This is a genomic window from Frigidibacter sp. ROC022 (genome assembly GCF_024723735.1).
In the GTDB taxonomy this organism is placed as follows: Bacteria; Pseudomonadota; Alphaproteobacteria; order Rhodobacterales; family Rhodobacteraceae; genus SLM-1.
This window is the reverse complement of record NZ_JANQDU010000002.1, coordinates 202989-216564: the sequence shown is the minus strand read 5'-3', so window position 1 is coordinate 216564 and position 13576 is coordinate 202989. Positions and strand designations below refer to the sequence as shown.

The following is a 13576-nucleotide window of genomic DNA, read 5'->3' as shown; positions in this document are numbered from 1 at the left end:
TTATGAAACGCCTGCTTGCAGCAACTGCCCTGTCGATGCTGATGGCCACCCCCGGGCTGGCCCGCGAGAGCTGGGCGATCCTGGTCGGCGCCGCGCAATACGACAACCTGGACGAGCGCTACTGGCTGAGGGGTCCGGCCAACGACATCGAACTGGTCGCGACCTATCTGGAGACCAACGACACGATGCGCTTTGCGCCGGACCATGTGCTGGTGCTGGCGGACGGGATCGAGGGCGCGCCGCGGCCGACGCTGGCGGCGATCCGTGCCGCCTTCGCCGAGATCGCCGAAAAGGCGCAGCCCGGCGATTTTGTCTATCTGCATTTCTCCGGCCACGGCTCCCAGGCCCCGGCGCCGGAAGGCTCGGGCGAGCTCGACGGTCTGGACGAGCTGTTCCTGCCGGTCGATATCGGCCCCTGGGAGGACGCGATCGGCCATGTCGACAATGCCCTGGTCGATGACGAGATCGGCGCGATGATCGACGCGATCCGGGCCAAGGGCGCCGATGTCTGGGCGGTGTTCGACAGCTGCCATTCCGGCACCGTCACCCGCGGTGCCCCGGATGGCGACGAGGAGGTGCAGCTGCGCAAGCTGCCGCCCGAGGCCCTGGGCATTCCGCTGGAGCGGATGGACGCGGCCGAGGCCGAAGCCGCCGGGCAGAGCCGCGGCCTGCCCGACCCGCGGGCCCGGCCGGAGCCGCCGGTGGATGTGGCGGAACCCGAAGGCATGGGCAGCTTCATCGCCTTCTTCGCGGCCCAGACAAACGAGACAACGCCGGAGAAGCGGATGCCCAAGGGCGCCCCCGACCGGCGCCCGCAGGGGGTCTTCACCTACACGATCTTCGAGACCCTGGCCGAGCGGCCCGGCATCACCTATCGCCAGCTGGCCCAGGAGGTCCTGCGCAAATACGCGGTCAAGAACCTGACCCGCACCACGCCGATGTTCGAGGGCGACCTGGACGGGGTGGTGTTCGGCGGTGCCGGCTCGGGCCGGGTCCAGCAATGGCCGGTGGCGGTCAAGGGCGAGGTGGCGACGATCGACGCCGGAAGGCTGCATGGCATCGGCGAGGGCGAGCGGCTGGCGGTGCTGACCTCGCCCGCCGATACCGAGGATCAGGCACTGGGCTGGGTCGTGGTCTCGCAGGTCGATACCTTCACCACCCGGGCGGTGGCCGAGGGCGGGCTGAAGCTGGCCGACATTCCCAAGGGCGCGGTGCTGCGCAAGGTTTCCGAGCAGATCGACTTCACCCTGACCGTGGCGCTGCCCGAGGGCGACGACCCGGTCGCGGTCGCGACCCGCGAGGCGGCGGCCCGGCTGGCGGCAGACCCCGAGACCGGCCAGCGCCTACGCTTCGTCGAACCGGGGGCCGAAGCCGACCTGCGCCTGGCGGTGCTGCCCGACAGCGACCGGCCGGATGCGATCTGGATCCTGCCCTCCTCGGGCATGATCGACACGGCCGAGGCTTCGGTGCCCTCGGTCTCGACCGGCGACAAGACGGTGGACGAACTGTCCGCCGTGCTGGGCGAGGATTTCATGTGGATGGCGCGGGCGATCAACCTGATGAAGATCGGCGCCGCCACCGGAGGCTCGGGCCTGGCGGTGAAGGCCGAACTGCGCCGCGCCCGCTGGGACCCGGTGGCCGAGGATGTCGATGCCTCGACGCGCGACGTGCTCGACACCGCCAACGTGCCGCGGCTGATCCCAGACGACGTGATCGGCGCGCGGCTGGAGAACACGACCGACGGGCCGGTGGATTTCAACATCCTCTATGTCGGCGCGGATTACTCGATCACCTGGATGGGCAACGGCCGGCTGCAACCCGGCGACGTGCTGGACGACGACTATGTGCTGGTTTCGGACAGTGCCTTCGGCCGCGACCGGATGGTCGTGGTGCTGACCCCGGCGGCGGAACAGTCGGCGGTCGAGGATCTCTCGTTTCTCGAACAGCGCGAGGTCGAACTGTCCCGGGGCAGCATGACCGATGTCGAGGCGGCGATGCGCGACGCCGGCTTCGGCGAGACCACGCGCGGCGCGGTCAGCCTGAAGAAGAAGCGGAAGGATGCCGGACCAGGGAAGGAGCCGATGATCCTGCAATTCGAGATCGACACGGTGCCGGGGACGGAGGGCTGAGCCCCGGCGCCCTGACGGTGGCGCGGGACGGCCGGCATCCGGCGGTCAGCGGCGGATGTCGTCTTCCAGGAACCAGCGCACCGAATCGGCAAAGGACGCATCGGCGGCGAAACCCAGGGCGGCGCCCTTGCCGGGCACCAGCGCGGTGCGCCAGCCCTTGACGATGGTCTCGATCACCGGGTCGGTTTCCCAGGTGATGCGGGCCTCGGCCTCGGGGCCGAAGACCTCGGTCATCGCGGCGATCATCTCTCCGATCGTGTCGGTCCGGCCCGGCAGGTTGAGGCAGCGATTGGTGCCGAAGGCGGCGCCCTCCAGCTCGGCGGCATAGATCAGGTTGCCGATCACGGTGCGCGGCGCAGTGTGCCAGACCGGAAAGTCGCGCGGCACCGGGCAGTTTGCCGGGCGCCCTTCCATCGGGTCGCGGAAGATCGAGGACATGAAGGACGAGGCCGCCGCATTGGCCTTGCCGGGACGGATCGAGACGGTCGGCAGCCGCAGCCCGCGCCCGTCGATCAGTCCGCGCCGCGAGAAATCGTTCAGCAGCAGCTCGCCAATCGCTTTCTGGGCGCCATAGGAGGTCTGCGGATTCAGCTCCAGCCCGTCATGGATCGGGTCCGGCTCGTCGCCACCATGCACCGCCCAGGACGAGGCATAGACCACGACCGGCTCGTTGCCCGCCGCCCGCGCCGCCTGCAACAGGTTCAGCGTGCCGGTAAGGTTGACCCGCAGCCCGAGGTCGAGATCAGCCTCGGCCGCGCCCGAGACCACGGCGGCCAGGTGATAGACCACATCCGGTTTCGACGCGAACAGCGCCCCGACCTGCGCCGGGTCCGAGATATCGGCCGCGGTCCCGGTCACGGGGAAGGGCGCTTCGATCGCCGCCGGCGCGGCCAGATCGACCAGTTCCATGGCGCTGATGTCCTGCCCGCGCAGCTTGCCGCGCGCCGCCAGCGCCCGGGCCAGCTTCTGGCCCAGGAACCCGCCGCCACCGGTGACGAGGACCCTCATATGGTCCATCCGCCGTCGATCACATGCGCCTGGCCGGTGGTATAGCCGCTCTCGTCCGAGGCCAGATAGACCGCCAGCGCGGCAATCTCCTCGGGCGTGCCGATCCGGCCCATCGGCTGCCGGGCGATGAACTGCGCCAGCGCGGCCTCGTAATCCCCGGTGGCCCGCAGCCGGGCGTGCAGCGAGGGGCTGTCTACGGTGCCGGGGCAGATGCAGTTGCAGCGCACGCCCTGGGTCACGAAATCCTTGGCCACCGATTTGGTCATCCCGACGACCGCCGCCTTCGAGGCCCCATAGATGAACCGTCCCGGCGCCGAGGTGACGGACGAGGCGACCGAGGCCATGTTGATGATCGAGCCGCCGCCGCGCTCGACCATGCCCGGCAGGGCCGCCTGCATCGCAACGAACTGGGCCCGCGCGTTCAGCGAGAAGGCGAAATCCCAGTCGGCATCGGTGGCCTCAAGGATGGTGCCGGAATGGACATAGCCGGCGCAGTTGAACAGCACGTCCGGCGCCGCCGCGACCACCGCTTCGCGCAGCGCCGCATCGTCGGTGACGTCCAGCCCCAGAACCTCGCAGTCCAGGCCCTCCAGCAGCGTCGCGTCCCGGTCGGTCGCGACCAGACTCGCGCCCTCGCGCAGGAAGGCTTCGGCCGAGGCACGACCGATCCCCTGGCCCGCTGCCGTGATGAAGGCGCGCTTGCCCGATAGTTTCATTGCGTGGTCTCCTTCCGGTTTCGCCAAGGTCTCGCCCGAGACGTCGGGGAAGGCAAGAGAAGCCATCTTGGTCTGACAAATACCCGCCAACCCCCTTGACCGCGCCGCTGTCGGACGGAATAGGTTGGACCGATCCGAGGGAGATTGAAGATGGCTGACCACGATACCCGTGCCAACAAGACCTACCGCAGCCAGGAGTGGTTCGACAATCCGAACAACCCGGGCATGACGGCGCTCTATCTCGAGCGCTACCAGAACCACAGTTTCAGCCGGGAAGAGCTGCAATCCGGTCGCCCGATGATCGGGATCGCCCAGACCGGCAGCGATCTGGCGCCCTGCAACAAGATTCATGTCTTCCTTGCGGATCGGGTCAAGGCGGGGATTCGAGATGCCGGCGGCGTGCCGATCGAGTTCCCGGTGCACCCGATCCAGGAAACCGGCAAGCGTCCGACCGCCGCGCTGGACCGCAACCTGGCCTATCTCAGTCTCGTCGAGGTTCTGCACGGCTACCCGATCGACGGCGTCGTGCTGACCACCGGCTGCGACAAGACCACCCCGGCGATGCTGATGGGCGCCGCGACGGTGGATCTTCCGGCCATCGTCCTGTCCGGCGGGCCGATGCTGGACGGGCATTGGCGCGGCAAGCTGGCCGGATCGGGCACCGTGGTCTGGGAAAGCCGCCGCCTGCTGGCCGAGGGCAGCATCGACTATGACGAGTTCATGAACCGGGTCTGCGCCTCGGCGCCCTCGCTGGGCCATTGCAACACCATGGGAACCGCCTCGACGATGAACGCCCTGGCCGAGGCCCTGGGGATGAGCCTGCCGGGCTGCGCCGCGATCCCGGCGCCGTTCCGCGAGCGCATGGTCATGGCCTACGAGACCGGCAAGCGGATCGTCGAGATGGTCAAGCAGGAGCTGCGGCCCTCGGCGATCATGACCCGCGACGCCTTCATCAATGCCATCGTCACCAATACCGCCATCGGCGGCTCGACCAACGCGCCGCCGCATCTGCAGGCCGTCGCCCGCCACATGGGGGTCGAGCTGAGCGTGCAGGACTGGCAGGACTACGGCTATGACAAGCCGCTGCTGGTGAACATGCAGCCGGCCGGCGAATATCTCGGCGAGAGCTTCCACCGCGCCGGCGGCATCCCGGCGGTGATGGGAGAGCTGAAGAAGGCCGGGCTGATCCGCGAAGACTGCATGACCGTCAATGGCAAGACCATGGGCGAGAATCTGGAGGGCTGCGAAAGCGCCGACCACGCGGTGATCAAGACCGTGGCCGAGCCGATGCGCGAAAACGCGGGCTTCGTGGTGATGAAGGGCAATCTCTTCGACTCCGCGATCATGAAGACCAGCGTGATCTCGGAAGACTTCCGCAAGCGCTTCCTGTCCGAGCCGGGCAAGGAGGGCATCCACACTGCCCGCGCCGTGGTCTTCGAGGGCCCCGAGCATTATCACAGCGCGATCAATTCGCCCGAGCTTCAGATCGACGCCAACTGCATCCTCTTCATCCGCGGCGTCGGCTGCGTCGGCTATCCCGGCAGCGCCGAGGTGGTGAACATGCAGCCGCCGGACCGGCTGATCCGGGAAGGCATCAACCACCTGCCCACGGTCGGCGACGGCCGCCAGTCGGGGACCAGCGAAAGCCCCTCGGTGCTCAATGCCAGCCCGGAAGCCGTCGTGGGCGGCGGCCTGGCCTATCTGCAGACCGGCGACATGGTCGAAATGGACCTGAACACCGGGCGGATGAACGCCCTGGTGTCGGACGCGGAATGGGCCGCCCGCAAGGCCGCCTGGGTGCCGCCGAAGATCGAGCATCAGACCCCCTGGCAGCAGATCTACCGCGAGAATGTCGGCCAGCTCGGCGATGGCGGCTGTCTCGAACTGGCGACGAGCTATCAGAAGGTCTATCGCAACCTGCCGCGCGACAACCACTGACTCCGCCGCGCCGGAGGGATTGCAGCGCGGCGCCGATGCCGCGAAAACCACCCGGCGGCGCCGGCCGGCGCCGCCCCCGGCCTGCCCGGGGCAGGCATCACCATGAAAGGACTCCAGATGAAACTGCTGCGCCACGGGCCGAAGGGCCAGGAAAAACCGGGAATGCTGGATGCCGGGGGGCGGATCCGCGACCTCTCCGCCGTCGCTCATGACTTCGCCGGTGACTCGGTCTCGCTGGCGGCGCTGGACAAGCTGCGCGGTCTCGACCCGACCAGCCTGCCCGAGGTCCCCGGCGACACCCGGATCGGCGCCTGCCTCGCCTCGGTGCCGAATTTCTGGTGCATCGGGCTGAACTATGCCCAGCACGCCGCCGAAACCGGCGCCACCCCGCCGAAGGAACCGATCCTGTTCTCCAAGGCCACCAGCGCGCTGGCCGGGCCGGACGATCCGGTGGTGATCCCGAAGGGCTCGGTCAAGTCCGACTGGGAGGTGGAACTGGGCGTGGTGATCGGCGCCCGGGTCGATCACGTGTCCGAGGCCGACGCGCTCTCGGTGGTGGCCGGCTACTGCACGATCAACGACCTTTCCGAGCGGGAATGGCAGACCGAACGCGGCGGCACCTGGACCAAGGGCAAGTCGGCGCCCGGTTTCGGCCCCTGCGGCCCCTGGCTGGTCACGGCCGACGAAGTCCCGGACCCGCAGAAGCTGGGCCTCTGGCTGTCGCTGAACGGCGAGAAGGTGCAGGACAGCGATACGTCCGACATGATTTTCGGCGTTGCCGAGATCGTCAGCTATGTCAGCCGTTTCCTGACTCTGCTGCCGGGCGACGTGATCGCCACCGGCACCCCGCAGGGCGTCGGCATGGGGATGAAACCGCAGCGCTTCCTGCGCCCCGGGGACGAGATCGAGCTCGAGGTCCAGGGCCTCGGCCGCCAGCACCAGAAAGTGGTCGCCTACCCCGGCTGATCCCGTCTTCGGGTCTCAAATACTCCGGGGAGGGTCCGGGAGGGGCAGCGCCCCTCCCGGCGGGTCGGCCCGGGCGCAGCCCGGGGCGAAGCCTATTTCCCGGTCTCGAATTCCTCGGCCAGGATCGCGAAGCGCTCGTGGTCGCGCCAGTCGCCGTCGATCTTCAGATAGCGCGGTGAAAAGCCCTCGTGCCGGAACCCCAGCCGCCGCACCAGTGCCAGCGACGGCGCGTTGCCGGGCTGGATATTGGCCTCGATCCGGTGCAGCCCGATCACCCGGAAGCCGCGCCACAGGGTCAGCCGCACCGCCTCGGTCATCCGGCCGCCGCCGGTGACTCCGGCGATCCCCCAATAGGACATGTAGGCGCTGCAGAAGGCCTTCATCACGATCTGGCTGAGGTTCGTGACCCCGACCAGCGCCCCGCTGTCGCCGTCCTCGGCCAGGAACCCGGCCGCAATGCCCGCGGCATGGCCGGCCCGCCAGTTCCGAAATCCCGCCATGTCGGTGAAGGGCGCCACCCAGGGCGCGTGCAGGCCGGTGCTGGCCCGGTGTGCGGCGATCAGCGCCGGCCCGTCGGCATCGGTCGCGGCGCGGAGGGTGATCCTTGGCGGTAGACGGCTCATGGCGCGGGTCCGGCGGCTTGACGGCCCCGCCGTGGCGCCAAGGGTCGTCGGGCCGGCGCCGGGGGGGAGGGCACGCGCCCCGAAGGGTTCGGGGCGCGTAGGTCAGTTCAGCGCAAGTCTTCCGGCAGGATCGCCTCCGGAATGTTCTGATAGCTCACCGGGCGCAGGAAGCGGCGGATCGACAGGGTGCCGACCGAGGTGGCGCCGAAATTGGTCGAGGCCGGGTAGGGCCCGCCATGCACCATCGCGTCGCAGACCTCGACCCCGGTCGGGTAGCCGTTGGCCAGGATCCGGCCGGCCTTGCGCTGGAGGATCGGCATCAGCGATTGTGCCGCCTCGGTATCGGCATCGTCCATGTGCAGGGTGCAGGTCAGCTGCCCCTGCACCGACTTCGCCACCGCGCGCATCTGCTCGAGATCCTTGACCCGCACCACCAGGCCCAGCGGTCCGAAGACCTCTTCGCCCAGGGCTTGGTTGGCCAGCCAGTCGTCGCCGGTGGTGGCAAACAGATAGGGCGTCGCCGAGCGCAGGTCGCACATCGAGGTCAGCACCTCCTGAACACCGCTGGTTCCGGCCACCCTGTCACGGCCCTGGCGATAGGCCTGGGCGATGCCGTCGGTCAGCATGGTCTGCGGCCCGACCTTCTCCAGCGCCGCCTGGGCGGCGGCGACGAAAGCGTCGGCCTCGGGACCCTCGATCACCACGGCGATGCCGGGATTTGTGCAGAACTGGCCGGCGCCCATGGTCAGCGATCCGGCCCAGCCCTCGCCGATCGCGGCGCCGCGGGCCGCGACGGCGGCGGGGAGCAGGAACATCGGGTTGACGCTTCCCAGCTCGCCGAAGAACGGGATCGGCTCGGGACGTTGGGCGCAGAGGTCGAACAGCGCCCGGCCCCCGGCCAGCGAGCCGGTGAAGCCCACCGCCTTGATCAGCGGATGCTGCACCAGCCCGGTGCCGACATCGCGGCGCCCGCCCTGGATCAGCGAGAAGGTGCCCGGATGCACGCCGCAGCTCTTCTGCGCCGCCAGGATCGCCTCGGCGACGATCTCGCCGGTGCCGGGATGGGCCGAGTGGCCCTTGACCACCACCGGGCAGCCGGCGGCCAGCGCGGCGGCGGTGTCGCCCCCGGCGGTCGAGAAGGCCAGCGGGAAGTTCGAGGCGCCGAACACGGCCACCGGGCCGATCGGCTGCTCGATCAGCCGGATGTCCGGGCGCGGCAGCGGCTTGCGATCCGGCAGCGCCGCATCGTGGCGACGGTCGAGATAGTCGCCCTTCAGGATATGCTCGGCGAAGAGCCGCAGCTGGCCGGTGGTCCGGCCACGTTCGCCTTCAAGCCGGGCAGCGGGCAGGCCGGTCTCGGAACAGCCGATCTCGGTGATCGCCTCGCCCCGGGCCTCGATCTCGTCGGCGATGGCGTTCAGGAAGGCCGCCCGGTCGGCGCGGCTGCTGTAGCCATAGCTCCAGAAGGCCGCCTCGGCGGCTTCGCAGGCGGCATCGACATTGGCCACGGTGCCGACCGAGAAGCTGTGGGCCGGGCCCTGCGCCGGGCTCGACTGGAACTTCGCTTCGCCGTCGACCCATTCCCCGGCGATCAGATGTTTGCCGTGAGGGGTAAATTTCAGTGCGTCCTGCATGGCGGGCTCCGTTCCAGGTTTCAGGTCCAACAATTGAGGCGGACAATAGTCCACGCGGCGCGGGGGGCAAGGGCATAGATCGACATCGCGCAGGCCGAGTCGGCCGCCCCGGGTCCGAATCGGCCGGCCTTGGTGTCGCGCCGGGGTTTCGGGCCGGATTCGGGGCCGGCAGTGCAGCGCCGCAACAGTTTCGGCCGGACTCGGCCGGACTCGTGCCGATTCGGGTGCCGGACGGGTGAATCTCTTCCATTGAAGCCGCTTTTATGGCAACAGAAAGCATGAGGGGTGCCGAATTGCGCCATCTCCTTCGCTTTAGGATTGGAGAGACTTACATGAAGAAATTCGCTGCAACCGCCGCGCTGGTCGCCAGCTTCACCGCTTCCTCCGCCATGGCTGGTGGCCCGGGCCCTGTCATTATCGAAGACGCTCCGGTCATCATCGAAGACGCCGGCTCGTCCTCCTCGGCCGGTTCGCTGGGCGCAGGTGGCGTCATCGGTGCGCTGCTCCTGCTGGGTGTGGTCGCCGCGATCGCGTCGAGCTCGGACTGATCTCCGACACGGATCTGGAATTAGGCAAGGCGGTTCGGTCATCGGACCGCCTTTCTTGTGCGCGAGGCTCTGTCTCGGCGTGGCTCCGGTCCGCGGCTTGACGGAAATCGCGGAATAGTTTTACCTGACGCAAATCCAATATCCGGATTGGGCGGGTAAATTCTTGATTTCCAAAGATATCACCCTGCGGGGCCTGCAAATCTTCGAGGTCGTCGCCCGGACCGGCTCGGTCGCCAAGACCGCGCAGGAACTGGGCATGTCGCTGCCCGCGGTATCGCAGCAGCTCAGGAACCTGGAAGACTCGGTCGGCCGCTCGCTGCTCGACCACGGCCGCAGGCCGATGCTGCTGACCCCGGCGGGCACGGCATTCCTGAAACGGACCGAGGACATCCTGCGCAGCCTGCGCCGGGCCTTGACCGAGGCCTCGGTGCTGGATCTCTCGCATGTCCCGCAGCTGCGGCTGGGGGTGATCGACGATTTCGACAACCATGTCACGCCCGAACTGGCCGCCGCCCTGGCGGGCACCCTGGCCGATTGCGAGTTCCGCCTGCATATCCGTCCCAGCCACGAGCTGTGCGAACTGGCCCGCGCCCGCATGCTGGACGTGGTGGTGGCCGCGGCGCAGGTCGGCGGCATCGAGGGGCTTGAGGAATACCCGCTTCTCGCCGACCCTTTCATGCTGATCGTGCCGCGCGGCTTTGCGCTGGACCGGGCCGAGCCGATGCAGTCGCTCTCGGCACTGCCGTTTCTGCGCTACGACCGCAACCAGATGATCGGCCAGCAGATCGAGGCGCAGCTGCGCCGCCTGAACCTGAACCTGCCGAACCGGTTCGAGCTGGGGTCGAACCCGGCGATCACCGCGCTGGTCGCGCATGGCAGCGGCTGGGCGGTGACCACCGCGCTCAGCTATCTGCGCTCGGGCCAGTTCCACGACCGGGTCGAGGCGCTGCCGCTGCCCTTCGAACCCTTCTCGCGGACGATCTCGCTGTTCGCGGCCTTCGACTGGATCACCGGCGCCGCCAGCGAGCTGGCCGGCACCCTGCGTCGCCTGCTGATGTCGGAAGTGATGCCGGCAATGCACGAGCACCTGCCCTGGGCGGCGCCGCAGATGCGGGTGCTGCATCCCGAATAGCCGCCGCCGCGGCCCGGGTCACTTCAGCAATTGCTGAAAGGTGATGTAACCCATCACCGGGTGCAGGTACTGCCGCGACTGCCAGAGGGTGCCGTCATCGCCGATCCAGTAGTCGTTGCGGATCGTGCCGCCATAGCTGTCAGAGCAGACCTCGGCCATGTGCCGTGTCGCATGGCTGCGTTCGAGGATTTCGATGGTCTCGGCGCCGACCGGGTCCATCCGGCAGCTCAACCGCGATTTCAGGATCTGCCGGTCGCCGCCGATGTAGCGCATCACCTTGCCGTAGCTGCTGCTCTCGTCGGTCCGAAGCGCCGCGAGAGTGGCATCGGTCTCTCCCGCCAGAAGGTCGCCGGGCAATCCGCGGCTGGCCGAGAGCACGCCCTGTTTCAGCGTCACCGACAGCTTGTCCAGAGAGACCCAGGTGCCGTAACCGCCGTTCTGCCGGGCCAGGCGCAGCGTCGCGGCGGCCTTGCTGCGTTCGATCGAGGCCAGGATCAACGGCCCCTTGGCGTCTTCCAGCGCCGCCCGGGTCAGCTGGGCGGCGGGCGGGGGCGGGGCCTTGTTCCGGCCCTTGATCTTCTGGGTGATCAGGCGGGTCGCTTCGGTCAGGGGCGATGTGGTGCCTTCGCCGCCGGATGAGCAGGCGGCCAGGCCAAGGGCCAGCGCCAGAACCATCCCGCGGATCATCGCCAGAACATCCCCCATTCCCGCGACAGCTCCAGCGAGTGATAGTCGCGCACGCTGTCGTAGAGCCGGCCTTCCATCTCCAGCATCTGGCCGCCGTCACGCACCAGCGGCCGCAGCACCATCCCGGTGGTGCTGGTCGTCGGCTTGCCCAGCAGCCAGCTCAGCGGGACTTCCACCCGGATACCCTTGTCGAACGAGCCTTCGCCGAAATCCTCGTGGGAGACATCGGTCAGGGTGGCGAAGGCGCCGACCTTCCAGCCGTTGGCGAATTCGCGGTCCAGCGCCACGGTCGCGCCCCAGTCGCCGGCCAGATAGCGCCCGGCCTGGATCGAGGTCAGGTAGCCGTTGCCCAGGGCGTAATAGGCCGAGACATGGCCGGTCACGACCGAATAGTCCTGAAACCCGAAGCCGCCGTCGAAATCGCGTTGCTTGACCCAGTTCGCCTCGGCGCCCAGGGCCAGGCGGCTGTCCACCGGCTTCCACAGCACCTCTGCCGATACGCCGCCGAACATCCGCTCCAGATAACCGGCGGAGACGCGGCCGTAGAGGTCCTTGCCGGGCCGGAAGTAATAGGAGGCGGTCAGGTGTTCCAGAACCGTGCTGCCTTCCTGGGCATAGCGCAACGCATCCGAGCGGACATGCGGCAGGACCGAATCCGAAACCCGGTCGCTTTCGTCGTAGTTGCCATAGACGCGCTGCGTGACCGACCCCGAGAGGACGAAGCCCGGGGCGACCTCGAAGCTGCCCCTGGCGCGCAGGCCGACGTCGCCCAGCACCGGATTCCGCGGGTCGAACACGCCGATCGTGGCATAGGGCTCGATGGCCCAGCTCAGGCGCGGATAGGCGCCCTCGGCTTCGATGCCGCGCGGCTGGTCGGCGGCATCGGTGATCTCTGCGGCGGCCAGGATTTGTTCGGTGCCGTCGGGCAGGTTCTCGAACCGTTCGAGATCGCTGCGCCGGATCGTCACCGCCGAGGCCGGGATGCCGTTGACCACCGGCACGACCGAGATCACCTCGACCGAGGGCGGCAGGATATAGCTCATCGCCCGCATCACCCGGCCGATCGCCATCGGCTCGGCATCGTATCGGGTGTTGCGGATCCGCAGGGTCGCGGTGTTGCCGGTGACCTGCATGTGCTCCAGCAGCATGCCCTCGTTCGCCACCGCCTCGGCCGAGACCCGGCGGATGGTGTCGGTATTGGCCGGATCGGCGGTCCATTCGGTGCCCCAGCTGTCCAGGGCACTTCGGTCGCGCGGCTTGACCGGCAGCGGCGCCTTGGCGTTGGAGCCGGGCAGGGCGGGCTTCTTGGGATTCAGGATGAGGCTGGCCGAAAAGCCCAGCGTCGAGCCATACATGTAATAGGCCCCGACATGGAAGGAGTCGGAGAGCTTGTATTCGGCGCCGATGTTGAACGGGCTGGCCCTTTCGAACAGGTCGCGGCTGTCGGACTCCAGCGTATAGGCGTCCGAGGAATACTCGAACTTCAGGGTCAGCTTGTCCGTCGGCGCGAATTGCAGCCCGGCAAAGGGGGCGACCGGGCCGCGGAACCATTGTGCCGTGTTCAGCGTGCCGCCGAGGTCGCCGGCGCTTCTGTCGGGGCGGGTGCCGATGCTGCCGATGCTGCCATGGCTGCCGAACCGGCCCCAGCCCAGACCGGCGCTGACCTTGACCTTGTCGCCAAGGTTCTTGGTCGCAACGACATATTCCGCCGAAGAGTAGCCGGTGCCCAGAAAGTCCTGCAATCCGACGGTGACGGCGGGCATATACTTGCCTTCGTCCAGCAGCCGGAAACGGATGTCGAAGCTGCGGTCGTAGTAATCGACATAACCGCCAAGATTCAGGTCCTTGAACTTGGAATAGCGGAAGCTGGCCGAAATCCGGTCGGTCAACTGAAACGACAGGTTGGTGCGCTGAATGCCGGCGAAACTGGAAAGCGTCATCGACAATTGAGCGTCGGGCGCGCTTTCGCCTGAGGGCATGTCGATGGTGCCCGGCACACCATAGAGGTTCAATGACCCGGCAGGTTCGGGCAGCACTGACCCGGTGCTTGCCGCGACGGCACAGCAGGTCAGCGCCGCAACGCGACCCTTGCGGACAATGGCCCGCTGCCGTGATCGATAACGTTTGCTCACCGGCACTGCCCCTTTTCCGGTCGCAATTCTATTTCCCGCCAGATTAGCCTGATGCTGCGGAAA

Annotated in this window: 11 protein-coding genes; 5 read left to right on the top strand and 6 right to left on the bottom strand. The window is 68.1% G+C overall.

The window, feature by feature from the left end; all coding sequences use genetic code 11:
• The first annotated feature begins 2 nt into the window (after nt 1–2).
• Nucleotides 3–2129: a caspase family protein gene (locus NUW50_RS07750; RefSeq protein ID WP_258288531.1), complete on the top strand. Its 2127-nt coding sequence runs from the start codon at nt 3–5 to the stop codon at nt 2127–2129.
• A gap of 45 nt (nt 2130–2174) precedes the next feature.
• Here the strand turns inward: NUW50_RS07750 and denD are convergent, their stop codons facing one another.
• Complete coding sequence (gene denD / locus NUW50_RS07745; RefSeq protein WP_258288530.1) at nt 2175–3137, bottom strand: D-erythronate dehydrogenase; 963 nt, start codon at nt 3135–3137, stop codon at nt 2175–2177.
• Entirely contained in the window at nt 3134–3853 is a 720-nt protein-coding gene (locus NUW50_RS07740) for an SDR family oxidoreductase (RefSeq protein WP_258288529.1), read from the bottom strand. Before NUW50_RS07740 ends, denD begins: the two co-directional genes overlap by 4 nt.
• A 150-nt stretch (nt 3854–4003) precedes the next feature.
• On the opposite strand from NUW50_RS07740, the gene NUW50_RS07735 reads away from it, so the two are divergent.
• Both NUW50_RS07735 and NUW50_RS07730 read left to right on the top strand, forming a co-directional pair.
• Entirely contained in the window at nt 4004–5791 is a 1788-nt protein-coding gene (locus NUW50_RS07735; protein WP_258288528.1) for an IlvD/Edd family dehydratase, read from the top strand.
• A gap of 117 nt (nt 5792–5908) precedes the next feature.
• Nucleotides 5909–6757: a fumarylacetoacetate hydrolase family protein gene (locus tag NUW50_RS07730; protein WP_258288527.1), complete on the top strand. Its 849-nt coding sequence runs from the start codon at nt 5909–5911 to the stop codon at nt 6755–6757.
• Between the two features lie 92 nt (nt 6758–6849).
• On the opposite strand, the gene NUW50_RS07725 is transcribed toward NUW50_RS07730, so the two are convergent.
• Both NUW50_RS07725 and NUW50_RS07720 read right to left on the bottom strand, forming a co-directional pair.
• Nucleotides 6850–7380 (bottom strand): GNAT family N-acetyltransferase, encoded by a 531-nt coding sequence (locus tag NUW50_RS07725; protein ID WP_258288526.1) that lies wholly within the window; start codon nt 7378–7380, stop codon nt 6850–6852.
• 107 nt (nt 7381–7487) lie between these two features.
• Entirely contained in the window at nt 7488–9014 is a 1527-nt protein-coding gene (locus tag NUW50_RS07720) for an aldehyde dehydrogenase (NADP(+)) (RefSeq protein WP_258288525.1), read from the bottom strand.
• 332 nt (nt 9015–9346) lie between these two features.
• Here NUW50_RS07720 and NUW50_RS07715 point away from each other — a divergent pair, with 332 nt between their 5' ends.
• Nucleotides 9347–9562 (top strand): hypothetical protein, encoded by a 216-nt coding sequence (locus tag NUW50_RS07715; protein WP_258288524.1) that lies wholly within the window; start codon nt 9347–9349, stop codon nt 9560–9562.
• Nucleotides 9563–9725: 163 nt separating this feature from the next.
• Nucleotides 9726–10694 (top strand): LysR family transcriptional regulator, encoded by a 969-nt coding sequence (locus tag NUW50_RS07710; protein WP_258288523.1) that lies wholly within the window; start codon nt 9726–9728, stop codon nt 10692–10694.
• A gap of 18 nt (nt 10695–10712) precedes the next feature.
• On the opposite strand, the gene NUW50_RS07705 is transcribed toward NUW50_RS07710, so the two are convergent.
• Together NUW50_RS07705 and NUW50_RS07700 are read right to left on the bottom strand one after the other, a co-directional pair.
• Nucleotides 10713–11399 (bottom strand): YjbF family lipoprotein, encoded by a 687-nt coding sequence (locus tag NUW50_RS07705; protein ID WP_258288522.1) that lies wholly within the window; start codon nt 11397–11399, stop codon nt 10713–10715.
• Complete coding sequence (locus NUW50_RS07700; RefSeq protein ID WP_258288521.1) at nt 11378–13513, bottom strand: YjbH domain-containing protein; 2136 nt, start codon at nt 13511–13513, stop codon at nt 11378–11380. Before NUW50_RS07700 ends, NUW50_RS07705 begins: the two co-directional genes overlap by 22 nt.
• Between the last annotated feature and the right edge of the window lie 63 nt (nt 13514–13576).

What these genes read in the sequence shown, in the direction of transcription:
- NUW50_RS07725 (WP_258288526.1), bottom strand. Translation starts at nt 7,380, where the DNA reads ATGAGCCGTCTACCGCCAAGGATCACCCTCCGCGCCGCGACCGATGCC.
- NUW50_RS07705 (WP_258288522.1), bottom strand. Translation starts at nt 11,399, where the DNA reads ATGGGGGATGTTCTGGCGATGATCCGCGGGATGGTTCTGGCGCTGGCC.
- NUW50_RS07740 (WP_258288529.1), bottom strand. Translation starts at nt 3,853, where the DNA reads ATGAAACTATCGGGCAAGCGCGCCTTCATCACGGCAGCGGGCCAGGGG.
- NUW50_RS07735 (WP_258288528.1), top strand. Translation starts at nt 4,004, where the DNA reads ATGGCTGACCACGATACCCGTGCCAACAAGACCTACCGCAGCCAGGAG.
- NUW50_RS07730 (WP_258288527.1), top strand. Translation starts at nt 5,909, where the DNA reads ATGAAACTGCTGCGCCACGGGCCGAAGGGCCAGGAAAAACCGGGAATG.
- denD (WP_258288530.1), bottom strand. Translation starts at nt 3,137, where the DNA reads ATGAGGGTCCTCGTCACCGGTGGCGGCGGGTTCCTGGGCCAGAAGCTG.
- NUW50_RS07720 (WP_258288525.1), bottom strand. Translation starts at nt 9,014, where the DNA reads ATGCAGGACGCACTGAAATTTACCCCTCACGGCAAACATCTGATCGCC.
- NUW50_RS07715 (WP_258288524.1), top strand. Translation starts at nt 9,347, where the DNA reads ATGAAGAAATTCGCTGCAACCGCCGCGCTGGTCGCCAGCTTCACCGCT.
- NUW50_RS07750 (WP_258288531.1), top strand. Translation starts at nt 3, where the DNA reads ATGAAACGCCTGCTTGCAGCAACTGCCCTGTCGATGCTGATGGCCACC.